This is a genomic window from Bradyrhizobium sp. Ce-3 (assembly GCF_022835695.1).
Taxonomy (GTDB): Bacteria; Pseudomonadota; Alphaproteobacteria; order Rhizobiales; family Xanthobacteraceae; genus Bradyrhizobium.
In genome coordinates, this window is record NZ_BQUV01000004.1 from 543,769 (window position 1) to 568,874 (window position 25,106).

General features: G+C 65.4%; 24 protein-coding genes and 1 pseudogene. 17 read left to right on the plus strand and 8 right to left on the minus strand.

Annotated elements, in window-relative coordinates; translation table 11 throughout:
* Positions 1 to 360 precede the first annotated feature (360 nt).
* Positions 361 to 1,314 carry a hypothetical protein gene (locus BRSPCE3_RS17210; protein ID WP_244067266.1) on the plus strand — a complete coding sequence of 318 codons (954 nt, stop codon included), beginning with the start codon at positions 361 to 363 and terminating at the stop codon, positions 1,312 to 1,314.
* Positions 1,315 to 1,392: 78 nt separating this feature from the next.
* Positions 1,393 to 2,100, plus strand: coding sequence for a type 1 glutamine amidotransferase (locus BRSPCE3_RS17215; protein WP_244067136.1), 708 nt, complete (start codon positions 1,393 to 1,395; stop codon positions 2,098 to 2,100).
* On the opposite strand, the gene BRSPCE3_RS17220 is transcribed toward BRSPCE3_RS17215, so the two are convergent.
* Positions 2,097 to 2,975 (minus strand): NmrA/HSCARG family protein, encoded by an 879-nt coding sequence (locus BRSPCE3_RS17220; RefSeq protein ID WP_244067137.1) that lies wholly within the window; start codon positions 2,973 to 2,975, stop codon positions 2,097 to 2,099. The genes BRSPCE3_RS17215 and BRSPCE3_RS17220 overlap by 4 nt on opposite strands.
* A gap of 116 nt (positions 2,976 to 3,091) precedes the next feature.
* Here BRSPCE3_RS17220 and BRSPCE3_RS17225 point away from each other — a divergent pair, with 116 nt between their 5' ends.
* Complete coding sequence (locus tag BRSPCE3_RS17225) at positions 3,092 to 3,988, plus strand: LysR family transcriptional regulator (RefSeq protein WP_244067138.1); 897 nt, start codon at positions 3,092 to 3,094, stop codon at positions 3,986 to 3,988.
* A 22-nt stretch (positions 3,989 to 4,010) separates the two neighbouring features.
* Here BRSPCE3_RS17225 and BRSPCE3_RS17230 read toward each other — a convergent pair whose 3' ends face one another.
* Together BRSPCE3_RS17230 and BRSPCE3_RS17235 are read right to left on the minus strand one after the other, a co-directional pair.
* Positions 4,011 to 4,361 (minus strand): hypothetical protein, encoded by a 351-nt coding sequence (locus BRSPCE3_RS17230; RefSeq protein ID WP_244067139.1) that lies wholly within the window; start codon positions 4,359 to 4,361, stop codon positions 4,011 to 4,013.
* A 235-nt stretch (positions 4,362 to 4,596) separates the two neighbouring features.
* Positions 4,597 to 5,532 carry a LysR substrate-binding domain-containing protein gene (locus BRSPCE3_RS17235; protein ID WP_244067140.1) on the minus strand — a complete coding sequence of 312 codons (936 nt, stop codon included), beginning with the start codon at positions 5,530 to 5,532 and terminating at the stop codon, positions 4,597 to 4,599.
* A gap of 213 nt (positions 5,533 to 5,745) precedes the next feature.
* Here BRSPCE3_RS17235 and BRSPCE3_RS17240 point away from each other — a divergent pair, with 213 nt between their 5' ends.
* From BRSPCE3_RS17240 to BRSPCE3_RS17255, 4 genes are all read left to right on the plus strand, one after another.
* Complete coding sequence (locus BRSPCE3_RS17240; protein WP_244067141.1) at positions 5,746 to 7,074, plus strand: MFS transporter; 1,329 nt, start codon at positions 5,746 to 5,748, stop codon at positions 7,072 to 7,074.
* A 22-nt stretch (positions 7,075 to 7,096) separates the two neighbouring features.
* Positions 7,097 to 8,122, plus strand: coding sequence for an amidohydrolase family protein (locus BRSPCE3_RS17245; protein ID WP_016847664.1), 1,026 nt, complete (start codon positions 7,097 to 7,099; stop codon positions 8,120 to 8,122).
* 31 nt (positions 8,123 to 8,153) lie between these two features.
* Positions 8,154 to 8,828, plus strand: a complete 675-nt coding sequence (locus BRSPCE3_RS17250) for an RraA family protein (protein WP_244067142.1) — start codon at positions 8,154 to 8,156, stop codon at positions 8,826 to 8,828.
* A 335-nt stretch (positions 8,829 to 9,163) separates the two neighbouring features.
* Positions 9,164 to 11,638, plus strand: a complete 2,475-nt coding sequence (locus tag BRSPCE3_RS17255; RefSeq protein ID WP_283843135.1) for a TonB-dependent receptor — start codon at positions 9,164 to 9,166, stop codon at positions 11,636 to 11,638.
* 211 nt (positions 11,639 to 11,849) lie between these two features.
* Here the strand turns inward: BRSPCE3_RS17255 and BRSPCE3_RS17260 are convergent, their stop codons facing one another.
* Positions 11,850 to 12,623 (minus strand): SDR family NAD(P)-dependent oxidoreductase, encoded by a 774-nt coding sequence (locus tag BRSPCE3_RS17260; protein WP_244067143.1) that lies wholly within the window; start codon positions 12,621 to 12,623, stop codon positions 11,850 to 11,852.
* Between the two features lie 98 nt (positions 12,624 to 12,721).
* Entirely contained in the window at positions 12,722 to 13,342 is a 621-nt protein-coding gene (locus BRSPCE3_RS17265) for a hypothetical protein (RefSeq protein WP_244067144.1), read from the minus strand.
* 360 nt (positions 13,343 to 13,702) lie between these two features.
* Here BRSPCE3_RS17265 and tuf point away from each other — a divergent pair, with 360 nt between their 5' ends.
* From tuf to BRSPCE3_RS17280, 3 genes are all read left to right on the plus strand, one after another.
* A complete protein-coding gene (gene tuf / locus BRSPCE3_RS17270; RefSeq protein WP_244067145.1) occupies positions 13,703 to 14,908 on the plus strand; it encodes an elongation factor Tu in 1,206 nt (401 codons plus the stop codon).
* Positions 14,909 to 15,104: 196 nt separating this feature from the next.
* Positions 15,105 to 15,476 carry a hypothetical protein gene (locus BRSPCE3_RS17275; protein WP_244067146.1) on the plus strand — a complete coding sequence of 124 codons (372 nt, stop codon included), beginning with the start codon at positions 15,105 to 15,107 and terminating at the stop codon, positions 15,474 to 15,476.
* A 148-nt stretch (positions 15,477 to 15,624) separates the two neighbouring features.
* Positions 15,625 to 17,898, plus strand: a complete 2,274-nt coding sequence (locus BRSPCE3_RS17280) for a TonB-dependent receptor (protein ID WP_244067147.1) — start codon at positions 15,625 to 15,627, stop codon at positions 17,896 to 17,898.
* A 25-nt stretch (positions 17,899 to 17,923) separates the two neighbouring features.
* On the opposite strand, the gene BRSPCE3_RS17285 is transcribed toward BRSPCE3_RS17280, so the two are convergent.
* Positions 17,924 to 18,856: a LysR family transcriptional regulator gene (locus BRSPCE3_RS17285; RefSeq protein WP_244067148.1), complete on the minus strand. Its 933-nt coding sequence runs from the start codon at positions 18,854 to 18,856 to the stop codon at positions 17,924 to 17,926.
* Positions 18,857 to 18,971: 115 nt separating this feature from the next.
* Here BRSPCE3_RS17285 and BRSPCE3_RS17290 point away from each other — a divergent pair, with 115 nt between their 5' ends.
* From BRSPCE3_RS17290 to BRSPCE3_RS17300, 3 genes are all read left to right on the plus strand, one after another.
* Positions 18,972 to 19,322, plus strand: coding sequence for a hypothetical protein (locus tag BRSPCE3_RS17290; RefSeq protein ID WP_244067149.1), 351 nt, complete (start codon positions 18,972 to 18,974; stop codon positions 19,320 to 19,322).
* Between the two features lie 35 nt (positions 19,323 to 19,357).
* Positions 19,358 to 19,822 carry a hypothetical protein gene (locus BRSPCE3_RS17295; protein WP_244067150.1) on the plus strand — a complete coding sequence of 155 codons (465 nt, stop codon included), beginning with the start codon at positions 19,358 to 19,360 and terminating at the stop codon, positions 19,820 to 19,822.
* Between the two features lie 131 nt (positions 19,823 to 19,953).
* Complete coding sequence (locus tag BRSPCE3_RS17300; RefSeq protein WP_244067151.1) at positions 19,954 to 20,091, plus strand: hypothetical protein; 138 nt, start codon at positions 19,954 to 19,956, stop codon at positions 20,089 to 20,091.
* Between the two features lie 47 nt (positions 20,092 to 20,138).
* Here the strand turns inward: BRSPCE3_RS17300 and BRSPCE3_RS17305 are convergent.
* Positions 20,139 to 20,400, minus strand: a pseudogene (locus BRSPCE3_RS17305) (LysR substrate-binding domain-containing protein); the annotation flags it as partial.
* A gap of 121 nt (positions 20,401 to 20,521) precedes the next feature.
* On the opposite strand from BRSPCE3_RS17305, the gene BRSPCE3_RS17310 reads away from it, so the two are divergent.
* Positions 20,522 to 21,457, plus strand: a complete 936-nt coding sequence (locus tag BRSPCE3_RS17310) for a helix-turn-helix domain-containing protein (RefSeq protein WP_244067152.1) — start codon at positions 20,522 to 20,524, stop codon at positions 21,455 to 21,457.
* A gap of 54 nt (positions 21,458 to 21,511) precedes the next feature.
* Here the strand turns inward: BRSPCE3_RS17310 and BRSPCE3_RS17315 are convergent, their stop codons facing one another.
* Positions 21,512 to 21,805, minus strand: a complete 294-nt coding sequence (locus BRSPCE3_RS17315) for a carboxymuconolactone decarboxylase family protein (RefSeq protein ID WP_244067153.1) — start codon at positions 21,803 to 21,805, stop codon at positions 21,512 to 21,514.
* 508 nt (positions 21,806 to 22,313) lie between these two features.
* Between BRSPCE3_RS17315 and BRSPCE3_RS17320 the strand changes: the two genes are divergently transcribed.
* From BRSPCE3_RS17320 to BRSPCE3_RS17330, 3 genes are all read left to right on the plus strand, one after another.
* The gene (locus BRSPCE3_RS17320; protein ID WP_244067154.1) at positions 22,314 to 23,558 is read left to right on the plus strand and encodes an acyl-CoA dehydrogenase family protein; all 1,245 of its coding nucleotides are present in this window, start codon (positions 22,314 to 22,316) and stop codon (positions 23,556 to 23,558) included.
* 15 nt (positions 23,559 to 23,573) lie between these two features.
* A complete protein-coding gene (locus BRSPCE3_RS17325; RefSeq protein ID WP_244067155.1) occupies positions 23,574 to 24,293 on the plus strand; it encodes an SDR family NAD(P)-dependent oxidoreductase in 720 nt (239 codons plus the stop codon).
* Positions 24,294 to 24,511: 218 nt separating this feature from the next.
* A complete protein-coding gene (locus BRSPCE3_RS17330; protein ID WP_244067156.1) occupies positions 24,512 to 24,709 on the plus strand; it encodes a hypothetical protein in 198 nt (65 codons plus the stop codon).
* Positions 24,710 to 25,106: the final 397 nt, after the last annotated feature.

Here is a 25,106-nt window from a genome sequence, read left to right on the forward strand (position 1 = left end):
GCGCCGGGCCTGCCTACCGGCGCAGGCGTCGACGCCGATCACGATCGCGAAGGGGGGAAGGCCTGCACTCCCCCATCGTCATTCCGGGGGCGCGCGAAGCGCAAGCCCGGAATCCATTCATCACCGACACGGCGGCCCAATCGATTCCGGGCCTTCGCCTCCGGCGCATCCCGGAATGACGCGCGGATGGCGCGCCGCGCGCTCACTGTCACAAACCGCGCTCGCTGTCACAAACGCTGTCACAATCGGAGCCCGCCCGGCCCGCGCCACACGCATTTTTTAGTCGTGATTCGCCGCCTTCTATGACAGAATTACTACAGTTCGATATCAGTTCGGTTACACGCGGAGCGGTGAATGAGCATGGAGTGGCGGGCGCGGCCGGTTTCGCTGGCTTGGTCGAATCCAGTGGTCCGGTGGTGGGGCTTCCTGAGCCTCGTCAGCGCCGCCAACATCGCGATCTGGTTCGCGCTCTACCGCCAGTTCCATGAACAGGCCAATGGCAGCTTCAGCAACACCTCCGGCATCGGCCTGATGATGCTGCTGTGCGCAGCCTATGTGTTCGGCTGCGCGTTCCGCTCGGTGCTGCCGCGTGCCGACGTGCAGCGCATTTGCCTGTTCGACCACTGGCTGTCGAGCGTCATGGTCGGCCGCACCGTCGCCACCGTCGCCGAGGTCTGCTTCGCCGCGCAATGGGCGATCATCCTGCATCAGCTCGGCACCATGACCGGCGCCGAGACCACCGTGACCATCGCCTGGATCATCGTGCCGCTGATCGTGATCGCGGAATGCTTCTCCTGGTATGCGGTGCTGACCACCCACTATCTCTGCAACGCGATCGAGAACTCGATCTGGGCCGTGGTGTTCTTCCTGGTCGGCATTGCGCTGTGCCGGCTGCTACCGGAGTTTCACGGCCCGGTGCGCTGGGCCCTCATCGTCGCGATCGTCGGCATCGCCGCATTCCTCGCCTTCCTGATGACCGTCGACGTCCCGATGTATCTGAACCGCTGGCGCGCCAACCTCGCCGCCGGCGGCACGCTGCTGCATCCGCTCGAGGGCCTGCGCGACGTCAGCCGGCGCTGGGTCGTGACCCACGACATCGCCGAGTGGCGCGAGGAGATCGCCTGGATGTCGCTGTATTTCAGCATGGCGGTGTGGTCGAGCCTCGCGCTCTGCGTCGGCTACTCGCTCGAGGACCAGCTGCCGCGCTACCGCACCGAGCCCGCGATCGTCGCGACGACGCCGGCGATCGTCAACCCGACGCCGGCGGCACAGCACACAGCAACGATCGACGCGGCGGCGCCGTCACGGAATTGATCCGAAGCCGCCGCGCGCGGCTTGTGGCGATCGGTGCTTTCGGAGTAAATGCCGCGGCATCCCGCCCACCCGTCAGCCATGCCCCGCATCACCATCATCGAAACCGGGCTCGTCAGTCCGCAATTCCGCGACCGCCACGGCAGCTATCCGCAGATGTTCCAGCGGATGGTCGCTGCCGCCGATCCGTCCGCGACCTGCGACGTCGTGAGCGTCGCCAAGGGTGAGGCGCTTCCGGATCCCGCGACCTTGGACGCGATCCTGATCACGGGATCGGCGGCCGGCGTCTACGACGATGTCGCCTGGATCGCGCCGCTCGAAGCCTTCGTGCGCGCAGCTCATGACAAGCGCGTTCCGATGGTCGGGGTCTGCTTCGGCCATCAGCTGATCGCGCAGGCGCTCGGCGGCACCGTGCGCAAATCGGAGAACGGCTGGGGCATCGGCCGTCATGTCTATCGGATAGCGCCGGACAACGGCCTGCTCGACGGCGCAACGATCGCGGTGGCCGCCTCGCATCAGGACCAGGTGATCACCCCGCCCGCCTCCGCCCGCACCATCATGTCGTCGGACTTCACGGCGCACGCCGGACTGCGCTATGCCAACGGCACCACGCTGTCGGTGCAGCCGCATCCGGAATTCACCGCCGACTACGCCGATGCGCTGTGCGACCTGCGCCGCGGTCTCGCGCCCGATGCCGTGGTCGAAACCGCCAAGGCGTCGCTCACCGAACCGCTCGACCACGCCGCACTCGGCGGCGTGGTCACGCGCTTCCTCACACGTCGTACCTAGCCCTTGCGCCACTGCGCGGCGGCATCGCGGGCGAAATCGCGATAGGCGCGCGGCGCCCGGCCGAGCAGCCGCGTCAGGCGCGCAAGCTCGTCGGCCGTCGCCACCGCGCCGTCGCTCTGGTAGCGGCCGAGCATGAGGCGCATGTCGAGCGCGAGCCAGGCCGGCATCGCGGCCTTGAGACGCTGCTCGGTCACGACGAGATCGTCGCCGCCATAGCTGACGGCACGGCCAAGCTCATCGCGCCAGATCGCGGCCGCGCCCTCACCGGTCACGACATCGGGCCCGACCAGCGCATAGGTCTCGCGGCCAAGCGGCGCGGGCGCGCGCTCGCGGCGCACCAGCTCGATCGCAGCCGCCTCGCCGATGTCGCGGATATCGACCATCGAGATGCCCTTCGCGCCGATCGGCATGCCGTAGACGCCGTAGTTGAGCAGCGGCTCCTTCAGCCGAAGATCGTTTTGGATGAAATAGGCCGGACGCAGGATGGTCGCGGGAAGATCGAGCGCCTCGATCATCCGCTCGACCGTGTGCTTGCCGGCGAAATGCGGCACGTCGGCATAGGCCTCGCCCTTGAACACCGAGAGATAGACGATGCCCTTGACGCCGGCCTCGCGCGCCGCGGCCAGCGTCAGCATCGCCTGGGTCAGTTCGTCGGCCGCGTTCGGCACCAGCAGGAACAGCGTGCTGACGCCGTCGAGCGCGGCGCGGACCGAATCCAAATCCGCAAGATCGCCGCGAACCGCCGTCACGTGCTGCGGGAACTGGGCCTTGCCGGGCGAGCGCGTCAAAGCGCGAACCTCGACGCCGTGACCGGCGAGATGGTTCAGAACCTGGGTGCCGATGGTGCCTGTGCTGCCTGTCACCAGAATAGCCATGTCGAATTCTCCTCTTTGCGGCAGACCGTCTGCCGTTGGGGAGAAGCTATCTGTTCCAATTTTCTATCAAATATGCCAATATTTGAACACGCCGTCTCGAATATGGAACAGATGCGATGGACCTCCAGGCGCTCACCGACTTCAACCTGGTCGCCGCGCATGGCGGTTTCGGCCGCGCCAGCCGTGCCTCCGGACGGGCCAAGGCCACGCTGTCCCGCCGCGTCGCCGAGCTCGAGCAAAGTCTCGGCGTCCGCCTGATCGAGCGCGGTTCGCAGAGCCTGCGATTGACCGACGAGGGCCGCGCGCTGCACGAGCGCACCAGCGGTCCGCTGTCCGACATCGCCGAGGCCGGCGAAGCGGTGGTGCTCGGCGCATCGATGCCGCGTGGCCGGCTGCGGGTCAGCGCGCCGGTGCTGCTCGCGCACGTCGCGTTCGGCCGGATCGCTGCGCGCTTTGCGCACGCCTATCCCGACGTCCAGCTCGAGATCGTCGCCGAGGATCGCCTGGTCGATCCGGTCGAGGACGGCTTTGACCTGGTCATCCGCATCAATCCGTCACCGGACGAGCGTCTCGTCGGCCGCCGCTTCCTCAACGATGAGCTGCTGGTCGTGGCGCATCCCGATCTGCAGCGACCGACAATCTCCGCGCACGATCTAGACGGCATCTCCGTCAATGCCGTGCTGATGTCGCAGACGCCACCGGACACGCTCTGGCGCATCAAGAATGAACACGACGAGACCATACTCAGGCCGCGGACGGTGTTGCGTCTCTCATCGATGCTGATGATGCGTGATGCGGTGCTGGCGGGCGCCGGCGCGGCCCTGCTGCCCAAGCTGCTGGTCGACGACGACATTGCCGCGGGCCGCCTCGCCTATTGGGGAACCGATGCCAGACCTCCGGTCGAGATCTGGGCACTGCAGAGCTCGCGACGGCTGGTCGGCGCCAAGGTGCGCGCGTTTCTCGACGTCGTCGAGCAGGCGTTCCCGAACCGGATCTTCGTGCCACCGGCCTGAATTGCTGTCCGGACGATCCGCCTCAGGTCATGCTGCCCGGCATGAAGCAGCGGATGCGCGGATGGCCGTCGATATAGTGCTTCCACACCATGGTTCGACCGATCTTGTTCGGCGCGGTGATCAGGGCCTCATCAGGCACAACGACCCATTCACTGTCGATCAGCACGCGATAATGGCCGTGGTCCGACTCCCAGTCGGGATCGGCAACCACATATCCGTCGGCATCCGAGCAGCACTGCCCGTAGCCGCTGTGCAGGCTTTCAAACCAGGGTTTCAGAGGTGAGTTGGCGTAGCGGCCGTCGTCGCGCGCCAGGGTCGGCGATGTCAACCACACCGCCCCGAGCAGCACTGCCGCACGTGTGAGAACGTGCATCTTGTCGTCTCCGCAGATGTCAATTCAGCTGCGGGCGCGCATCACCAACCGTTCGCTCACGACATTGCCGTCGCAGGCGAGACCACGACGAATCGACGCCCCAGCACCTGGGATTCAGCTATGCAAGTGCAGCGCCAGACTGCATTCCGGGAGACTACTGCCGACGAAAGATGGGGTACGCGGGCCGTCGCGCGCCACGCACGGCAAGCGGCCGCCCGCCCTCCGGACCGCTCGATCAGCGGCTCGCTGCCGTGACCTCGGGGACCAGCGGCGGCGCACTGCGCGACGCCGCCTGCAATGCGCATTCGACGAACCGGCGCGGCAGCAGCGAGGCGTTCGAACGCATCGCCACCAGCATGCGGCTCTCCGCATCCGGCGTGTCCAGCGCTTTGGAGACCACGTTCATGACGCCGGCCTGCTGGTAACACGACGGCAGGATCGAGAGCCCGATCCCCGCCGCGACGAGGCTGAGCACCGTGCGCAGCTCATGAGCTTCCTGCGCGATACGCGGCGCAAAGCCGGCCCGCCGGCACAGCATCGCCGCCTGGTCGCCGACGCCGCAACCGCTCTCCGCCATGCCGACGAATTCATGCTCGGCAAGATCGGCGACGCTGACCTTGCCGGGCGCGGCAGCGAGCGGATGATCGACCGGCAGGAACACCATCAGCCGGTCGCGCCAGACGACATGGACCTGCAGATCGGCCGCCGGCCGGAAATCCAGCGGCGGCCGCATGATCGCGACATCGAGCTCGGCATCGGCGAGCGCCTGCAGCTGCTTTGCGGTCGACATATGCCTGAGCTCGATCTTCACCCGCGGATAGCTGCCGCGGAAGCTGCGGAACAGCTCGGCGAACATGTCGAGCATCGGAACCGAGTCGGTAAAGCCGACACGAACCGCGCCAGCCTCGCCGCGGGCGGCGCGGCGCACGGTCTCGGAGGCGAGGTCGAGCTCGCTGACGGCGCGCCGCGCGTGCTCCAGCAGCAATTGGCCGGCCTGGGTGAGCGCGACGGCACGCCGCGTGCGCGACAGCAGTTGCGTGCCGAGCTCCTCCTCCATCGCCTTGATCTGCGTGCTCAGCGGCGGCTGGCTGACATGCAACCGCTTGGCGGCGCGGCTGAAGCTGAGTTCTTCGGCCACCGCGATGAAGTAGCGAAGCTGCCTGTAATCCATCGCTTATTCCGTTTCCCTATAAGTGAGGGGTCAAAGCGGTATTTGACCTCCCAGGACGGTTTCCCGATCTTGGCGCCAAAACGGTGCTGCTCCAAGCGGCAACACGCGCAGCCGGTCAGCCATGCGAAATCGCCGCGAATAACCGGCGCTCCGCGCGGTTCGGATCACAGGCGCGACAACAACAAGCAAGGCAAGAAACCAGGGAGGATTCCAATGGGCCAGGCGTCAGCCAGCGAGCTCGAACAACAAACCATCCGCCGCGTCTATTGGCGGCTGATCCCGATCCTGTTCGTGATGATGTTCTTCAACTATCTCGATCGCATCAATCTCGGCTATGCCGGGCTGACCATGAACAAGGATCTCGGCCTCAGCCCCGCGATCTTCGGCTTCGCCGCCAGCATCTTCTTCCTCGGCTACATGGTGCTCGAGGTGCCGAGCAATTTGATGCTGCACTGGTTAGGGGCCCGGATCTGGCTGGCGCGCATCCTGATCACCTGGGGCCTCGTCGCCACGCTGACCGCCTTCGTCTGGAATCCGCTCAGCCTTTACGTCATGCGGTTCGGCCTCGGCGTCGCGGAAGCCGGCTTCATGCCGGGCGTGGTGCTTTACCTCACCTACTGGTTCCCCTCGCGCTACCGCGCCCGCGCGGTGGCCGGATACATCATCGCCGGATCGTTCTCGGCCGTGCTTGGCGGGCCGATCTCGACCAGCATCATGACCTGGTACGACGGCGCGGCCGGCCTGCATGGTTGGCAATGGATGTTCATCGCCGAAGGCGTGCCGACCATGCTGCTCGGCCTGTTCACGCTCTATTATCTGACCGACCGCCCGGCCAAGGCGAGCTGGCTCACGAAAGAACAGGCGGCGTGGCTGGAGGGCGAACTCGCCGCCGAGCGGGCCGAGATCGAACAACAGGGGCAACACCGATTGATCGAATGTGTGCTCGATATAAGGGTCTGGCTGCTGGCGGCGCTGTTCGGTTGCGCGCTGGTCGGCATCTATGGCCTGCTGCTGTGGCTGCCGCAGATCATCAAGGGCATGGGCAATCTCAGCAACATCGAGGTCGGCTTCCTCTCGGCGATCCCGCCGCTGCTCGGCGTCGTCGGCACCATCGTGGTCAGCCGCAGCTCGGACAAGACCGGCGACCGCAAGTTTCATCTCGCCGCGGTCTACCTGCTCGCCGCGGTCGCGATGCTCGGCAGCGCCTATGTTACGAGCCCGGTGCTGGCCTTCCTGTTCCTCTGCATCGTCGGCTTCAGCCTGAATGCCGGCAATCCGCTGTTCTGGAGCATCAACGCCTCGCTGCTGACGGGCGCGGCCGGCGCCGCCTCGATCGCCATGGTCAACACGCTGGCGCAGTTCGGCGGGCTGATCGGCCCGTGGTGCATCGGCCTGATCAAGGACTCCACCGGAAGCTTCTCCTGGGCGCTGGTCGGCATCGCCGGCTTCCTGTTCGTCGCCTCCGCCATCGCCGCCACCATGCGCGTCAAGCCGCGCGAGCTGGAACTTTCGGGCGCGATTCCGTCGTCCGCCGTACACTGACAACCCTGTTGAGGAAGCAACCATGATCATCGACTGTCACGGCCACTACACCACCGAGCCGGCCAAGCTGCAGATCTTCCGCGACAAGCAGCTCGCCGGCCTCGCCGACAAGTCGCGGCGGCCGCTCACCACCAATCTCGGCATCACCGACGACGAGATCCGCTCCAGCGTCGAGGGCGCGCAGCTCCGCCTGCAGAAGGAGCGCGGCACCGACGTCACCATCTTCTCGCCACGCGCCGCCGGAATGGCGCATCACGTCGGCAAGGAAGCAACCAGCCGCGAATGGACCACGATCTGCAACGACCTCGTGCACCGGGTCTGCACCCTGTTCCCGCAGAACTTCGTCCCGGTCTGCCAGCTGCCGCAGAGCCCCGGCGTCAAGCCCGCGAACTGCATCGAGGAGCTGGAGCGCTGCGTGACGCAGCTCGGCTTCGTCGGCTGCAACCTCAATCCCGATCCCGCCGGCGGCTATTGGTGCGATCCGCCGTTGACCGACGAATGGTGGTATCCGCTCTATGAGAAGATGGTCGAGCTCGACGTGCCGGCGATGGTCCACGTCTCCTCGTCCTGCAATCCCTGCTTCCACGGCACCGGCGCGCATTACCTCAACGGGGACACCACCGCCTTCATGCAGTTCCTGACCTCGGACCTGTTCAAGCGCTTCCCGACCCTGCGGTTCATCATCCCGCATGGCGGCGGCGCGGTGCCCTATCACTGGGGCCGCTACCGCGGCCTGGCGCAGGACATGAAGCTGCCGCCGCTGTCGGAGCACCTGTTGAAGAACGTGTTCTTCGACACCTGCGTCTATCATCTGCCCGGCATCGAGCTGCTGACCCGGGTGATCCCGGTCGAGAACATCCTGTTCGCGTCCGAAATGGTCGGCGCGGTGCGCGGCATCGATCCCGAGACCGGGCATCATTTCGACGACACCCGCCGCTACATCGACGCGCTGCCGCTCAGCGCGGCCGACAAGGCCAAGATCTTCGAAGGCAACGCCCGCCGCGTCTATCCCCGCCTCAACGCCCATCTCGACCGCCGCGCGCACTGAGCCGCGCTTAAGCAGAACCCGGAGAAAACCGATGGCCATAGGATTTGCAATTCATAAGGCGAAGCGGAAAGTGTCGCCCGACCTGGTCGCGCGCTACCGCACGCTGCCGGTCGCCAATATCAGCGATTCGATGTCGCGGATCGCGGGCACCAACCGGCTGCGGCCGATGCACAAGGGCGGCTGGCTCGGCGGCCCGGCGCTGACCGTGAAGACCCGGCCCGGCGACAATCTGATGGTGCACAAGGCGATCGACCTGGCCCAGCCCGGCGACGTGATCGTGGTCGACGCCGGCGGCGTGCTGGTCAACGCCATCATCGGCGAGATCATGTCGACCTTGGCCGAGAAGAACGGCGTCGCGGGCTTCGTGATCGACGGCTCGATCCGCGATGCCGGCGCGCTCCGCGCCGGCTCGTTCCCGGTGTTCGCGGCCGGCGTCGCCCATCGCGGCCCCTACAAGGACGGTCCGGGCGAGATCAATTGCGCCATCTCGATCGACGGCATGATCGTCGAGCCCGGCGACCTCATCGTGGCCGACGACGACGGCGTGCTCTGCGTGCCCCATGACGACGCGGAGGCGATCTGCAAGCTGACCGAGGCCAAGAAGGCGACCGAGGAAAAGGCCATCCAGCAGATGCTCGCCGGCACCAGCGACCGCCGCTGGGTCGATGAGGCTCTCACGCGGCTCGGCTGCGAGTTCAAGGACTAGACGTGTCGCCGGTGCCCGGGACGCGAGATGCCTGCATCTTGGGCACAACCGGCAAAAAAGCCCGCTGAAATCGCCCGCGCGACTGCCGTTAGGGGCCCGAGCGGCCTCGTGACGCCCCGATCGGGAATTTTTCCCGATTACAGACGGAAAAGAATCCCGGCCCGCCGGGACTGATCTTGTTTGCCAAAGCCACAGCGCTCCCGCAGTCTCAAAACCAAGGTTCGTCGGGGAAAAAGTCGAACCGCGACTTAGGGGTGGGCGTCATGGCTGGTACGTTGTTGCGTGCGGCAACACGATTTTTGTCTTGTTCGGTCACTACGCGCGGCGCCGCGGCCGTGCTCACCGCCATCGGAGCCGCGGCACCGCTGACGACGCTGCAAGCCCAGACGCCCGCCCCGACCGAACTGCCCCCCGTCAACGTGATCGCCCCCTCGCCGCTTTCAGGCACGCGCAGCATCAAGCCCGCGTCACGACCGGTGGTGCGGACGTCGCGAAACACCAGGCCACGGGCCGCCCCGGCCCAGACCGCCGCCGCGCCCGAAGGTGGCACCGGCGTCCCCGGTCCCTCCGAGCGCGACTCCAGCCTGCTCGACCGCGACAAGATTCCGTCCAACACCGAGGTGCTGACCTCGGCGGATTTCAGCCGCAACTATTCGACCAACTTTCTGGACTCGGTGAACCGCAAGCTGCCCGGCGTCACGCTGACCGATCAGACCGGCAATCCGTTCCAGCGCACGCTCGACTACCGCGGTTTCGTCGCCTCGCCGGTTCAAGGCACCCCGCAGGGCATCGCCGTCTATCAGAACGGCGTCCGCATCAATGAATCCTGGGGCGACGTGGTCAACTGGGATTTCATCCCGGAAAAAGCCATCGACCGGGTTTCGCTGGTGCCCAACAACCCGATCTTCGGCCTGAACGCGATCGGCGGCGCGCTCAGCATCCAGATGAAGAACGGCTTCACCTATCAGGGCTCGGAGGCCGAACTGTTCGGCGGCTCCTACGGACGGGTGCAGGGCAGCGTGCAGGCCGGCGGCCAGAGGGACAACATCTCCGCCTATGCGGCGTTCGAATCCGCCTATGACCGCGGCTGGCGCGACTATGCCAATTCCTCGCACATCAACCGGATGTATATCGACGTCGGCGCGCGCAACGACCAGACCGAATTCCACGTCAACTTCACCGGCGCCAGCAACCTGCTCGGCAACGTCGCGGCAACGCCGGTCGAGATGCTCAACCAGCGCTGGTCGAGCGTCTACACCTGGCCGCAATCGACGCTGCTTCAGCTCGCCTTCGTCAACGCCACCTTGAGCCACAATTTCTCGGACACTTGGTCGTTCCAGGGCAACGCCTATTTCCGCGGCTTCCGGCAGAGCCATATCGACGGCAACGGCACTGACGTTGCGCCATGCGACGATCCCACGACCCTGTGCATCGGCGATGACCTTCCGATTTACGGCCCCGCAGGAGGACCCTCGGTTCCAAACACACTGGGCAACGCTTTTCTCGGCGAAATCGACCGCAACCGTGCCGCCACCAACAGCTTCGGCGGCACAGCGCAGTTGACCAACTCGGACCAGCTGTTGGGGCATGACAACCACGTCGTGATGGGTGTCAGCGTCGATCACGGCAACACGAAATTCTCGGCGACCAGCGAGCTCGGCACGATCGATCCCAACAACCTGTTCGTCACCGGCACCGGTGTCTTCATCAATCAGCCCGACGCAGGTCTCAGCCCGGTCGATCTGCGCGCCACCAACACCTATACCGGCGTCTACCTCACCGATACGTTCGATGTGACCAACAGGTTCTCAGTGACCGCTGGCGGGCGATTCAATTACGCCCAGATCGATTTGCAGGACCAGACCGGAACCAATGACCTGCTCAACAGCAGCAACCGCTTCCAGCGGTTCAACCCGGTGATCGGCGGCACCTACAAGATCACCCCGAACCTCACCGCCTATGCCGGCTATTCGGAAGCCAACCGCACGCCGACACCGCTGGAGCTCGGCTGCTCCGATCCCAATCATCCCTGCATGATCGACACCTTCCTGGTGGCCGACCCGCCGCTCAAGCAGGTGGTGTCGCACACCGTCGAAGCGGGCCTCCGCGGCAGCTGGGGCCGCGATGCCAGGACGGGCGTACTGAGCTGGGGGCTGGGCGCATTCCGCACCCTGTCCGACGATGACATCATCCAGGTGGCAAGCCCGCTCGGCGTCAACAATTTCGGATACTTCCAGAACGCCGGACAGACCTTGCGCCAAGGCATTGAGGCCAAGCTCGACTATCGCGTCGATCGCTGGAACGCCTACGCCAACTACACCTTTGTCAACGCGACCTATCAAAGCGCAATCACGCTGTCCTCGCCGAACAATCCGAACGCGCTGACCAGCGACGGCGGCGTGCAGTATGTCAACGTCACTCCGGGCGACCACATCCCGGGCATTCCCGCGCACCGCTTCAAGGCCGGCGTCGAATACAACGTGACGGACACGTGGAAGGTCGGCGCCGACCTCAACGTCGTCGGCAGCCAGTGGCTGATCCATGACGACACCAACCAGAGCCCGAAAGTGCCGGCCTACTCGGTCGTCAACCTGCACACGTCATACCAGGTCACGAAGAACATTGAGGTGTTCGGCCTGATCAACAATGTGTTCAACCAGCACTACTATCTGAGCGGCGCGTTCTACCAGACCGGCGGCTTTGCCAGCGCCGGAGGCGGCCCCAACCTGATGGCGCAGCTGAGCGATCCCCGCGCCTTCGTGCCCGGCATGCCGCTCGCCGCCTATGCCGGCATCCGGGCGAAGTTCTAGAGCCTGCTTTGACGCACACGCGCACGCGCGGGTGATGGCACCGCGAGGACGTCTGCACGATTTCTGGATAATGGAAAAATGCCACTGAGTTGCCCGACGTGTCAAGCTGCCGGGTCGGCCGGCAGCCGTCGGCTACTGTGCATGGGGTTGTTTTCGATATTTTGGCCGTGCGCCCCTGCGACGACAGGTTATCGCCTCCGGCATCGGTGCCCTACGCCACCGTCCCGCCGTCGACCGGCATCGCGATGCCGGTGACGAACGAGGCCTTGTCCGACAGCAGGAACACCGCGACCTCGGCGATCTCCTCCGGGCGCGCGGCGCGGCCCATCGGATTGCGGGTCACCGCGGCCTTGATCAGCTCCTCGGGATCGGCCTCGTTGTGGCCGGGCTGGTCGGGCCGGTTGACGAACACCCGCAGCATCGGCGTGTCGATCGCGCCGGGGCAGATCGCATTGACGCGCACGCCGTCCTTGGCGTGGCGCTTGGCGAGCGCCCGCGACAGCCCGATCACGCCGGCCTTGGCCGCCGAATAGGTCGGGCTCCACGGCGAGCCGACCAGGCCCGAGGTCGATGCGGTGAACAGGATGCTGCCCTTGCGCCGCGCCGTCATCTGCGCGAGCGCCGCATTGGTGGTGATCAGCTGCGAGCGCAGATTGAGGTCGACGCTGAGATCCCAGCCCTCCAGATCGTCGATCACGGACGGCCCGGGAATGCCGAGATGATTCCAGACGCAGTCGAGCGCGCCGAATTCCTTCACCGTCGCCGCGACGATCTCGCGCGAGAAGCCATCGTCACGGAGATCGCCGGCCAGCGCCAGCGCGCGGCCGCCGCCCTGCTTGATCTCGTCGACCACCGCCTTGGCGCCAGCCTCGTTCTGGTCGACCACCGCGACCGCTGCACCTTCGCGCGCGAGGATGCGTGCGCCGGCGCGGCCGGCCCCCGACGCCGCGGCGGTGACGAGTGCGATCTTGCCCTGCATGTCCATGTTTCGATCCTGATGGTGCTCGCGATATCGAGCCTTCTTGGTTCGTATTGAAGTCTGGTTGAATCAGGACCGCAGCTCTGCAGTCTTGCGCTGACGCGCTAGCGGCCGCCGAACAGCACCGGCGACTGGCCGGGCAGCAGCTGCGAATGGATGTCGCTGTCCATGCGTTCCGCGCCCAGCTGGGTGAAGCCGGCGCCGACGGACAGGGTGACATTCGAGGTCGGGCGGAACTCGAGGCCCGCGCGCGCCGAATAGCCGGCGTTGACGCCGGGATTGCCGCTGAACGGCGCCAGCGGTCCGCCGGCGCCGGGCGGATTGTATTTCAGGCTGTCGAAGCCGGCGAAGAACGTCACCGGCGTATCGCCGACGCCCTTGAAATTGTAGCCGAACTGCGCGCCCTGATATTCGAGCGAGCCGAATGCCGCCGATTGGCCGAGCGCGCTCCAGCCATAGCGGCCGCCTTCGCCGCCGACGAACCAGCCGTCCGGCTTACCGTTCAGATACGAGAAGTCGCCGCCCGGCGTACTGGCGCCATCGAAGCTCGGGAAGTTGCCGTAGGTATCCGCCTTCTGGCCGTCGGCCAGGCTGCCGCCGAAGCCGAACAGCGATCCCGGCGTCCAGTAGCGCACGGGTCCGGCCTGGGCATGGGCCTGCTGGCCGCTCAGGCAGAGCACTGCCGCGACGATTGCGAGACCGGTTTTGCTTGCGGAGATCGACATTCGAAAGACCGTCACCTGTACCCCCGAACTATACGCTTGCGGCGTCGCCAACGCCAGCGCGGCGCGCGCGATGCGACCGCAGCACCTCTTGCCAACGGCGCGCTCACCCCTTATGTACACGCCTCCTTTTCAGAGCGAGCGACCCAGGTTTCCAACATGCGGCAGTCACAGCGAGCAGCAGTGCTGATGACGGGAGGGCTAATGCCCTCGTCCGCCGCTATTCCGTTTTGGACCTGACCCAACGTCACACCTGACATGTGAGGCAGCCCGGAGCGGAAGCGGCTCCGGGCGCCGAACGAGCTCTCGCGGTGCCTCGAGTCGTGCAAACCAGCACGGGAGCTCGAACACCACAGGTGTCCCATGGCCAAAGAGAAGTTCCTCCGTCTCAAGCCCAACTGCAATGTTGGCACGATCGGCCACGTGGATCATGGCAAGACGACGCTGACGGCAGCGATGACGAAGGTTTCAGCCGATCACGGCTGGGGCGCGTTCGTCTCCTATCAGGACGTTGCCAGGGCGTCGGCAGCGCAGGGTACGCGTGACGACTCGAAGATCCTGACCATTGCGACGAGCCACGTCGAGTTCTCGACGGCGGCACGCCATTACTCGCACGTCGACTGTCCGGGCCACGCCGATTATGTGAAGAACATGATCACCGGCGCGGCGCAGATGGACGGCGCGATCCTGGTCGTCTCTGCCGTCGACGGTCCGATGCCGCAAACGCGCGAGCACATCCTGCTCGCGCGCCAGATCGGCGTGCCGCGCATCGTGGTGTTCCTGAACAAATGCGATGTCGCTGACGATCCGGAGCTGGTCGATCTCGTCGAGATCGAGGTGCGCGATCTGTTGTCGAAGTACCAGTACGACGGCGACAACGCGCCGGTCGTGCGCGGGGCTGCGATGGCCGCGTTGCGCGGCGAGCACGGTCCGCTGGCGGATCAGGCGATCCTCAAACTGTTCGAGGCACTCGATAACTACATCGAGCTGCCCGAGCGGCCGAAGGATCGTCCGTTCCTGATGCCGATCGAAGGCGTGCAGTCGATCGCCGGGCGCGGCACCGTGGTGACCGGGCTCGTCGAGCGCGGCGTCGTCAGGATCGGCGACGAGGTCGAGATCGTCGGCCTCGGCGACACCCGCAAGTCGGTCGTGACCAGCATCGAGAGCTACCGGAAGATCCTCGATCAGGGGCAGGCCGGCGACAATGTCGGCTGCCTGCTGCGCGGGATCGACAAGGCCGCGGTGCAGCGGGGTCAGGTGCTGTCGCATCCGGGCGGTGCGTCGCCGCACCGGACCTTCCGGGCCGAAGTGTACGTGCTGACGAAAGACGAGGGCGGGCGGCATACGCCCTTCTTCGCCAACTATCGTCCGCAGTTCTACTTCCGGACCGCCGACGTCACCGGCACCGTCCAGCTCGCTGGCGGCGCCGAGATGGTGATGCCGGGCGACAGCGCCGAGTTCACGATCGAGCTCAACAAGCCGATCGCGCTCGAGGAGCGGTCGCGCTTTGCGATCCGTGAAGGCAACCGCACCGTCGGTGCGGGCGTCGTGACCGCGATCGTCGAGTGACGGATGGAGGCCCGGCGCAAGCCGGGCCTCCATTTGCCGGCGTCGCGATGTTGCAAAATCGTCCGATCGCCTGGAAATTGATCACCTCGCCCAGCAATGCGGATTGACAGCCCAGCACGTTTTCGAAACTGTGCGACACCGCGTCGCATGTGCCATTCGTCGGACTTGTGACCCTCGACGCGGCAATGGCGTCGTCATGAAGTGGTTTCGTTCGAACATCAGGCATGGGGCTCGGCTGGCGCTGTTGGCGCTGTCGATCCAGTTCGTGCTGTCGTTCGGCCATTTTCATCCCATCGCAGCGGCTCAGGCGACGGCGGCGTTCGCGGCGCATGTCGAGAATTCCTCGCGCGACGAGCCTCGCTCGAATCCTGATTCCGATCGGGCCGCGGATCTCTGCGCCATCTGTGCCGTCGTCGCGATGACGAGCACGGCGACGCCGGCGCCGGCGTTGCCGCCTCTGCAACTGCCCGATGCCACAGCCCTGCTCTCCTGGCACATCGATGATCACGCCGCCCCGGTCGGCATCGGCCGTCTGCATTATCAGCCGCGCGCGCCTCCGATCTCCTGACATCCCCTGTACGACTGAACCGCGAACGCGGCCACATCTCGGCTGCCGTTTGATCAATGGGAATCAGGCCGTCGCGCAGCGACGGCGGGCTCGGCCGCGTCCTGTTCGCAAGGACCTGGATCGCGGCCGCACGAGATCGGGAACCAACATGTCAGGACATCTCAGACGACGCGCCGCCGCCGGCGCAGCCTCGCTTTTGGTCTGCGGGATCAATGGCGCGGCATTCGCGCAGACGACGGCGCCGACCACTGAACTCCCCGATATCACCGTGACGGCGCCGCAGCACCACACCGCGCCGTCAGGGCCGAAGAAGCCGAAGACACGCGTTGCGACCGGAAGCGGTCGCCGTGCGCGAAGAACCGGTGCGGTGTCGGCTGCGCCCGAATCCGCCGAGCAGAGTCAGGCGCGTGGCGTGGCAAGCCAGAATGAACGGCTCGACCAGGCCCGCGCCGCTTTGCTCGCACCGACCGGCGCCAACAGCTACCAGATGAGCCAGCAATTCCTGCAGTCGCTGCCACAGGGCACCAACACCACGCTGGACAAGGCGCTGCTGCAGGCGCCCGGGGTTTCGCAGGATTCGGCCGCCAGCGGCGAGCTGCACGTCCGCAACGAGCACGCCAACCTGCAATACCGCATCAACGGGATCATGCTGCCGGACGGCGTCGGCGCTTTCGGCCAGATCATCGACACCGGGATCGTCGGCAGCATGGCTCTGATAACAGGCGCGCTGCCGGCGCAGTACGGCCTGCGCACCGCCGGCGTGCTCGACATCCAGACCAAGACCGACGCCTTCAACAATTCCGGCAGCGTCAGCGTCTACGGCGGCAGCCACGGCAACTTCACCACCAGCGTCGATTATGGCGGCACGATCGGACAGACCCAATACTATGTCTCGGGCCGCTATTTCGGCAGCGATGTCGGCATCGAGAACCCGACGCCGGCCTATAACGCGATCCACGACCGGACCGACCAGGAGAAGGGCTTTGCCTATGTCTCGACCGCGATCGATCCGACCAGCCGGCTGACCTATATCGGCGGCGTCTCCAACGGCAACTATCAGATCCCCAACAATCCCGGCCAACCGCCCGCCTTCACCGCCTACGGCGTCTCGAACTTCGATTCCGCGCTATTGAACGAGCGGCAGCAGGAGTTCAACCAGTTCAACGTCGTGGCCTACCAGAAATCAGGCGACGGCTTCGACTACCAGGTCGCCTATTTCAACCGTTACAGCCAGCTGCACTTCATGCCCGATCCGGTCGGTGACCTCGTCTTCAACGGGGTTGCATCCGACGTCTATCGCCAGAGCTTCATCAACGGCGTCCAGGAGGACACCTCCTACCGGCTGGGCTTCGCGCACACGCTGAAGTTCGGCATGTCGTTCAGCGCCGAACGCTCGCTGGTCAACAACGGCTCGACCGTGCTGCCGCTCGACGACGCCGGCAACCCCGTCGATGCCCCGCTCTCGGTGTTCGATTCCAGCGCCAAGACCGGCTATCTGTTCTCGACCTACATCGCCGACGAGTGGAAGATCACCAACCAGCTCACGCTCAATGCCGGCTTGCGCTTCGACCAGATGTGGCAATATGTCGATGCCAACCAGCTCAGCCCGCGGATCAGCCTGACCTGGAAGCCGCTAGACGGCACGACCTTCCATGCCGGCTACGCCCGCAACTTCACGCCGCCCGAGCAGGTGCTGGCCGCGCCGACCAATCTTGCGCTGGTGCAGAACACCACGGCGCAGCCGGGGGTCACCGCGAACGATCCGGTGCTGCCGGAGCGCTCGCATGTGTTCGACATCGGCGTCACGCAAAAGGTCTATGCGATCCCCGGCCTCGAAGTCGGCATGGACGCCTATTACAAGATCGCGACCGACCTGCTCGACGACGGCCAGTTCGGCGCGGCCTACGTGCTCACCGCCTTCAACTATGCGAAAGGCACCAATGAGGGCGTCGAGCTGAAAGCGACCTACGACCACGACAATCTGCATCTCTACGGCAATGTCGCCATCGCACGGCAGGTCGCCACCCAGGTCGTCTCGAACCAGTATCTGTTCGATCCGGACGAGCTGGCCTACATCGCCAACAACTACGTCAACACCGACCATGCCCAGACGCTGACCGCTTCGGTCGGCGGCTGGTACCAATGGCGCGACACCAGGTTCAGCGCGTCGATGATCTACGGCTCGGGCCTGCGCGACGGCTTCGCCAATACCGGCACGGTGCCGGCCTACACGCAGGTCAACCTCGGCGTCTCGCACGACTTCAACATCGTCGCGCCGAACAAGCCGACCACGCTGCGCCTCGACGTCGTCAATCTGTTCGACACCGTCTACCAGATCCGCGACGGCTCCGGCATCGGCGTGTTCGCGCCGCAATACGGGCCGCGCCGCGGCGTCTACGCCGGCATCACGCAGAAGTTCTGACGAGGCCGCGCCAGGCCGTGCCGCCTCACAGCTCGGCGACCAGCTGGACCAGCTGGTCGCGCAACCAGACATGGGCCGGATCGTGCTGGTAGGACGCATGCCACAGCATCGACACCGTGACGTCTTTCACCTTCACCGGCGGCGGACTGAGGCTGAGCCCGAGCTCGGCGGCGAAGCGGCGCGCCAGCCGCGCGCCCATGGTGACGATGACGGGCGCTTGCGCCACCAGATAGGGCACGGTGAGGAAACGCGGCGTGGTCAGCGCCACGGAACGCTGCAGGCCGAGCTCCTCGAGCGCGTCATCGACGAAGCCGCGCACCGTGAGCCCCGGCCGCAGGCTGGTCAGCACGTGCGGAAACCGGATGTAGTCCTCAAGCGAGATCGGCGGCGTGATACCGGTCTTCTCGGCATTGAACATGCAAAGGAAGCTCTCGGTGAACAGCACGCGCTGCTTGTGGTGCAATTGGCCGTGCTGGATCTGCCCGTAGGAGAGCGCGATATCCACTTCGTCGGCATCGAGGTCATCGAGCAGCCGGGAACTATCGACATTATAGAGCCGCAGGTGAATGCCAGGTGCGATCTCGCGCATGCGCGCCAGCAGGCGCGGCACGATCAGGATTTCCATGCTGTCCGACAGGCCGAGCCTGAACGTCCGCACTGCCGTGGCCGGATCGAACGACTGGTCGCGCAGCAGCACCGTCTCGACCTGCGCGAGCGCGGTCCGCACCGGATCGAGCAGGGTCATCGCGCGCGGGGTCAGGCGCATGCCATCGGACCCTCGCGTAAGCAGCTCGTCATCGAACAGTTCGCGCAGGCGGCCGAGATTGTGACTCATGGCGGACTGGCCAATGCCGACGCGGACCGCCGCGCGCGTCACGCTCCGCTCGGTCAGCAGCGCGTCGAGATGAACGAGCAGATTCAGGTCGATGCGACCCAAATTGACGACATCGATGGCCATTATCGATCCCATCTGTTTGATCGATGATCATAGCCTGACCATCTCCTCCGGCAAGCGAGCAGACGGGCAATCGCCCGCCTCCCAGGTTCCAACACTCAAGCCAATGGAGGATCCCATGTCGATCCGCAGCACAGCTCTCGCCGCCGCCTTCACCCTCGCCCCACTTGGCGGTTCGCTTGGCACCTCGCTTGGCGCCGCGCAGGCGCGCGGGCTCAGGCCGATCGAGGCCCAAAGCATCCATCTCGGCGACGTGTCCGGCGTCGCCTACTACACGGTCGAGCCCGACGGATATCGCGTCGTGACCACGCTCGCGCAGGGCGAGACCGGCAGGCCGGTCCGCTTCGTCTCGGTGCTGGCACCCGGTCAGCGTGCCCTGCTCTCGACGCCGAACCAGGCGGGCGTGCTGGAGGTCAGCCGCAACGGCGACAGCCTGACCGTCCGCAAGTCGGGCGCGCTCTTCAATTAATCCGCACGGGCGGTTCACGGGTGCAGGAGCCACAGATGTCCACGATCCACCTTCATCGAACGACCACGTTGACGCCTGAACAATACGTCGCAGGTCTGACCGACTTCGGCCCGGGCCGCTCCAAACTGTTCGGCAACAGCGCCGACGCCTATCTCAAGGTGCATGATCGCGGCCCATCGCACGCAGACGTCACGGAAGGCTCGAACGGCATCTGGGAGCGCCTGCACTACGACTGGTCCGACCCCGACCATGTCGTGCTGACGACGACCGACTCCAATGTGTGGGGCGGTAGGTCGGGCCACAGCTACAGCTTCACGCGGCGGCCTGATGGCACGACCGACATTGACGCGGTCGTGGTGCGCGACGGCAAGAACCTCAAAGGATGGCTCCTCGGTCTCGCGCTCAGGTCGGTCGGCAGAGGCGTGCTGGAAAAGGCATTCGACGGCTCGGTCAACGCCATCGAGCAGCGGCACGCGCAGCGCGGCCGGATTGCTGCCTAGACGCGGAGCGTTGAGAGTATTGCTCCGAGATCAATGTTTTCTATTGTCCCGTGCACTGCACCGCACCATATCTAGGTCATCGAACGCATTGCACTGGCTGGCCCGGTGCAAGACGAATGGAGACAACTGAAATGGAGACGAATTATCTCGATACGTTCCTGGCATTCCTCGGAATGACCTTTGGACTGGTCTCGGTGATGCCCGGCCTGTTTTTCCAGCCCAAGGCCGAGGTGAAGCGCGCCACGAGGACGGCCTCGACCCGCCGCTGACAGCAGGCGATGACGCGCCGCTTTAGCGCCGGCATCACGCCGAAGCGCTAGCCTGCGACAAGCAGCTTCTCTTTCAACAGTGCCGTCAGCCAATCGGCTGAACACCCGCAGCCGCCGCGACCGATGCTGGCGGTGCGGATGAAGTAACGTCATCGGCATCGGCGCCGCGCGATGCTCCGGCATCAGCTCGACGAGCTCTCCTGCATCGAGATGCCGCTTCACGTCGTAGGCCGGAATCTGGATCAGCCCGAGGCCGGCGAGGCAGCCGGCGATGTAGGCTTTCGCACCGTTGACGGTCCATCGTTCTCTGTATGCACCCCGCGATGCCTTGCAGGGGAAACCGGCCACCGGTGGCATTTGACCGCCGGTTTGGCCGGCGATATCGTTCGCGCGCTGGGCCCTTCGCAGTGACAGTCTATTCGAGGCGCACATGGAATGGTCGACCAGGCCGGCCCGTCCGGATCAGCCCTTCGGCAGTTGGGCAGACGACCTCGCGGCCGCCTTCGTGCGACTGGAGCCGCGCAGGATTGCCGAGCAATCGTTTGCCGGCGCGATTTGCAAGGTCGATGCCGCGCCGCTACAGATATCGCGGGTCACGGCGAGCGGGCACATCGTGCACCGGCTCGCCTCGCACATCGCTGCAAGTACCGACGACCTTTGCTTCGTCAACCTCCAGCTCGAAGGGCTGGGACGGACCTCGCAGCGCGGCCACGAGCAGATCAGCGCGCCCGGCGATCTCGCGGTCGCCGATACGACGCAGCCATTCGAGATCGCCCACCGGTATGACTTCAAGCTGTTCTGCTTTGCCGTGCCGCGGCGTCTGCTGCCGGACGCGCTGTTCGATCGCCCGCGGCTCGGCCTGTCCGCGACCGAAACCGGCCGCGCGTTCTCGCGGACGCTGGCGAGCTACGCCGAGCTCTGCCTGAGCGGCCATCAAGCCGTAACGACCTCGGCGATGCTCGGCACGCATATCGCCGAGCTGATCGCGCACGCACCCGACATGCTCGCCGACATGCCGACCGAGCGCGTGCATACGCCGGTGCTGCTGTCGGTCATGCTTGACCATATCGCCCGTCACAGCGCCGACCCCGAACTCGCCGCGCCGGCGCTGGCCAGGAAATTCCGCTGCTCCGAGCGCTACGTGCACCGCCTGTTTGCGGCTACCGGCCGTTCCGTGGGCGAACACGTCAACGAGCAGCGGATCGCCGCCTGTACGCGCGCCCTGCTCGATCGCACATCAGCTCACAAGACCATTGCCGAGATCGCCTTTGCCGCGGGCTTCCGCGACATCTCGCATTTCAACCGGCTGTTCAAGCGCCACAATGGCCTCGCGCCGCGCGAATTCCGCCGCAGCGCCGCGCACTGAAGCGAATCTCGCGATCCAGAAGAGCTTGCAGGCTCAATCGCTACAACACCGGGGCTACTTCGGCGAAGACCACTCGCGGCCGCCGTCCGAGCCGTTCAGCATCGTGCTGTTGAAACGGACCAGCGCGGCGGTTGCAATGGCCTCCTTGATTTGAGCATCCGTCGCACCAGCGGCTTTTGCCGCTTTGGTGTGACCATTGACGCAATATTCACACGGAATCTGTGCCGCCACAGCGAGGCCAATGAGGTGCTTGGTCTTTGCGTCCAAAGCACCCGTTGGATTCATCACGCCTGCTGTTCGTCCCAATGCGCCTTGAACGCTTGATCGGGAAGTGTCTGCTTCATCCATTCAGGCGCCTCCTGAGCGCTGACGCCTGACGCCAAAGCCATTAACAGCGCCATACCAGCGCTCGCAAACAGAGCTCTCATGGCCAATCTCCCTAAAACAAAAAATGCGCAGGTCAAAAAAAGCGAGGCCCGCTGAAAAGCTGCCGATGCCTGCCGACGGCATGCGCGCTACCGGTTCGCCCAAACGTAGATTCGGCGTTCTCGTCTCGGTGGCTCGGCACAAAACTAGGCGAGTTCCCGGACTATGGAAAGGCGTCTGTTTCGCCGCTCTCTGTCCGACCCGTAACGCCGTGCAGCAGCCCGGCCAGGAAATTTGACGGGATCGGACCCGCTTCACGTGCTGCGATGCATTAGGATCTTGCCCCTGATGTTTCGGTTTGAGCGCATCCCACTTGTCCAATCCGTGCGCCCGGTTCACTCCGCGCCAAGAAATCTGGCGCTGCCGTCCAAGATTTCCGGACCGCACCACGATAGCCATGGCGCAAACGGCCGACACGGAGGGCATTGGCATGGCGATCGATTTCACGCTCACGGCACAGCAGCGCGAGCTGCAACTCGCCTCCCGCAAATTTGCCAGGGAGGTGCTGGCCGAGGCCAGGGCCGCCGAAAAGCTGGCAACGCCGGAGCAACGCTTCCTCGCCACCAAGCCGACCTACGAGGCGATGGTCGCGGCCGGCTATCTGCGCAAATGCATTCCGGCGCCGGCGGGTGGCGACAATGCCGGCATGATCGACATGGCAATCCTGGCCGAGGAATTCTACAGCGTGAACCCCAGCGTGACGCTGACCATGCTCGGCAGCGTGCTCGGCCTGCTGCCGCTGCTGCTCGGCGGCACGCCGGAACAGTGCCAGCGCTTGCTTCCTCCGTTCCTGAAGACCAGCGGCGCCCCGCTCGCCGCCTTTTGCTCCAGCGAGCCGGGCGGCAGCGCCAATGCCGCCTCGCCACCGCCCGGCGAGGGGGTGCGCACCACGGCCCGGCGAGAGGGCGACAGCTGGCTGATCAACGGCCGCAAGAAATGGGTGTCGTCGGCGACCGGCTGGAATCGCAAGGGCGCCGATCTCCTGACCATCGTATGCCGGACCGATCCGGCGGCGGCGGCGGACGCGGCCATCTCGATCATTGCCGTGCAAGGACCGGTAGAGGGCCTCGTGTTCGAACGCGCGATCGACAGCATCGGCCATCGCGCGCACCTTGTCCCGCAATTTGGTTTGCAGAATGTCGCGGCACCGCACCACAATCTACTCGGTCAGCAAGGCTCAGGTTTGGCGCTGACCGCCGCGGCGTTCACCGGCACCGCGGCGCTGGTCGGAATCTTCGGCGTCGCGCTGATGCGCGCGGCGTTCGCGTTCGCGCTGGATTTTGCCCGCAGCGAAAAGCGCGGCGGCGTCCACCCCATCATCGAGCATCAGGCGGTCGGATACGCCCTCGCCGATGCCAAGACCACGATCGAGGCGGCCCGCTATCTGAGCTGGCGCGCCTGCCACGCGCTGGACACCCAGTCCCCGGCGGCCGAGGAGCTTTCGGTGCAGGCCAAGATCTTCGGCTCCGAGGCCGCCGTGCGCGTCATCACCGATCTGATGCGGGTGGTCGGGATCGACAGCTATGACCATGAGGCGCCATTCGGCGGCCTGCTGCAGGACGCGCTTGCGCTGCCGATCTTCGACGGCGGCAATCTCGGCATCCGGCGGCGGCAACTGCACACGATGTTCAAGAGCCGCGACTACAGCCCGCTCGCCGCAAGCGGCGCGGCGTGAAGAAGGAGCGCAATCATGAGCACAGAACGGAAGGTGGCGGTCGTCACCGGCGCATCCCAGGGGATCGGCGCCGGCCTCGTTCAGGCCTTCAGGGATCGCAACTGCCGGGTGGTTGCGACGTCGCGCGCGATCAAGCCAGCCACCGACCCCGACATCGTCACGGTGGCGGCCGACGTCGGCGCAGCCGGTACGGCGGACGACGTGTTCAAGGCGGCACTGGAGCGCTTCGGCCGCGTCGACACGCTGGTCAACAACGCCGGCATCTTCATGGCGAAGCCGTTCACGGCCTACACGCAGGATGACTACGCGAGCTACATCTCGACCAACGTGACCGGCTTCTTCCACATGACCCAACGTGCGCTGGAGCTGATGAGCAGGCAGGGCCACGGTCACGTCGTCAGCATCACGACCAGTCTCGTCGACCAACCGATGAGCAGCGTTCCCGCCGCCCTCGCCTCGCTGACCAAGGGCGCCTTGAACGCCGCAACCCGCGCGCTCGCCATCGAATACGCAAGAACCGGAATCCGCGTCAACGCGGTGTCGCCCGGAATCATCAAGACCCCGATGCACCCAGCGGAGGCGCATCCAGCGCTGGCAGCGCTTCACCCGGTCGGCAGAATGGGAGAGATCTCCGACGTCGTCGGCGCGGTGCTTTATCTCGATAGCGCAAGCTTCGTGACCGGAGAGGTGCTCCACGTCGACGGCGGACAGGCTGCCGGCCATCACATGCCATAGGACGGATCGACCCGGCGGGCGGCCCGCGTCAGCGAAGCGCCATTTCGGGTCGATCGTTCGGGGGCTTACCATCGAAGAACCTTCGCCCTGTGTGCACTATTGGACATAACTTTCCATGGCGACCTGCCATCATGGTTCCATCACCGCACGACTCCTGGCTTCTATCGGTGATGAGAACGCCGGTTGCGCTCCCGCCCACCCCAGAGGGAGTTCAGAACATGAGACGACGGCGGTTTACGCAGACAGAATCCCTTCAACAACGGCTCGCTTCGTTCGCCGAAGCGGCGCGCGCGGAAGCAACCAAGCTCTCGCCCGGCCGGGAACGTGACGCACTTCTGAAGAAGGCTCGGCAGGCCGATACGGCCTCGCACCTGGACGACTGGGCCAGATCGAAGGGCCTGCAGGCGCCGAAGTAAGGCGCGCTGTCTACATTGGCAGCAGATCGCTCTCGCCTTTTGTGGCGTGGCGTTAGCCGGGCCCGAAGATGATGTATAGCAGCGTCACGCCCACGACGGCCGTCCAACCGATCGACGCCGCAACGGCCCATACCTGCATCGGCATCGGACGGCTCTCCGCAATCAATGAAGCAACACGAAGAGGCCGCTGGCGCTGGTCAGCGGCCTCTTGAACCTGGTCTCAAATGAACGTCTCTGTGATCAAAATAATCATCTCAGGTCCGCCATGATTAGACCGAGAATCTGCCGCGCTGTGAAGCGCGAACAGGCTCCCCGATCAACGGAACTCTTGTGACGTTGCGAGTACGACACACATTCGGCAGTGCGCGCGCATCGCGGTTCGAAACCGGCCGACATC

Coding starts and splice junctions, on each gene's coding strand:
- BRSPCE3_RS17235 (WP_244067140.1), bottom strand. CDS start 5,532: ATGGATTACAGGCAGCTTCGCTACTTCATCGCGGTGGCCGAAGAACTC.
- BRSPCE3_RS17320 (WP_244067154.1), top strand. CDS start 22,314: ATGGCGATCGATTTCACGCTCACGGCACAGCAGCGCGAGCTGCAACTC.
- BRSPCE3_RS17265 (WP_244067144.1), bottom strand. CDS start 13,342: ATGTCGATCTCCGCAAGCAAAACCGGTCTCGCAATCGTCGCGGCAGTG.
- BRSPCE3_RS17330 (WP_244067156.1), top strand. CDS start 24,512: ATGAGACGACGGCGGTTTACGCAGACAGAATCCCTTCAACAACGGCTC.
- BRSPCE3_RS17290 (WP_244067149.1), top strand. CDS start 18,972: ATGTCGATCCGCAGCACAGCTCTCGCCGCCGCCTTCACCCTCGCCCCA.
- BRSPCE3_RS17325 (WP_244067155.1), top strand. CDS start 23,574: ATGAGCACAGAACGGAAGGTGGCGGTCGTCACCGGCGCATCCCAGGGG.
- BRSPCE3_RS17315 (WP_244067153.1), bottom strand. CDS start 21,805: ATGGATGAAGCAGACACTTCCCGATCAAGCGTTCAAGGCGCATTGGGA.
- BRSPCE3_RS17275 (WP_244067146.1), top strand. CDS start 15,105: ATGAAGTGGTTTCGTTCGAACATCAGGCATGGGGCTCGGCTGGCGCTG.
- BRSPCE3_RS17300 (WP_244067151.1), top strand. CDS start 19,954: ATGGAGACGAATTATCTCGATACGTTCCTGGCATTCCTCGGAATGACC.
- BRSPCE3_RS17245 (WP_016847664.1), top strand. CDS start 7,097: ATGATCATCGACTGTCACGGCCACTACACCACCGAGCCGGCCAAGCTG.
- BRSPCE3_RS17295 (WP_244067150.1), top strand. CDS start 19,358: ATGTCCACGATCCACCTTCATCGAACGACCACGTTGACGCCTGAACAA.
- BRSPCE3_RS17260 (WP_244067143.1), bottom strand. CDS start 12,623: ATGGACATGCAGGGCAAGATCGCACTCGTCACCGCCGCGGCGTCGGGG.
- BRSPCE3_RS17240 (WP_244067141.1), top strand. CDS start 5,746: ATGGGCCAGGCGTCAGCCAGCGAGCTCGAACAACAAACCATCCGCCGC.
- BRSPCE3_RS17220 (WP_244067137.1), bottom strand. CDS start 2,975: ATGGCTATTCTGGTGACAGGCAGCACAGGCACCATCGGCACCCAGGTT.
- BRSPCE3_RS17215 (WP_244067136.1), top strand. CDS start 1,393: ATGCCCCGCATCACCATCATCGAAACCGGGCTCGTCAGTCCGCAATTC.
- BRSPCE3_RS17225 (WP_244067138.1), top strand. CDS start 3,092: ATGGACCTCCAGGCGCTCACCGACTTCAACCTGGTCGCCGCGCATGGC.
- BRSPCE3_RS17250 (WP_244067142.1), top strand. CDS start 8,154: ATGGCCATAGGATTTGCAATTCATAAGGCGAAGCGGAAAGTGTCGCCC.
- BRSPCE3_RS17285 (WP_244067148.1), bottom strand. CDS start 18,856: ATGGCCATCGATGTCGTCAATTTGGGTCGCATCGACCTGAATCTGCTC.
- BRSPCE3_RS17210 (WP_244067266.1), top strand. CDS start 361: ATGGAGTGGCGGGCGCGGCCGGTTTCGCTGGCTTGGTCGAATCCAGTG.
- BRSPCE3_RS17230 (WP_244067139.1), bottom strand. CDS start 4,361: ATGCACGTTCTCACACGTGCGGCAGTGCTGCTCGGGGCGGTGTGGTTG.
- BRSPCE3_RS17310 (WP_244067152.1), top strand. CDS start 20,522: ATGGAATGGTCGACCAGGCCGGCCCGTCCGGATCAGCCCTTCGGCAGT.
- tuf (WP_244067145.1), top strand. CDS start 13,703: ATGGCCAAAGAGAAGTTCCTCCGTCTCAAGCCCAACTGCAATGTTGGC.
- BRSPCE3_RS17280 (WP_244067147.1), top strand. CDS start 15,625: ATGTCAGGACATCTCAGACGACGCGCCGCCGCCGGCGCAGCCTCGCTT.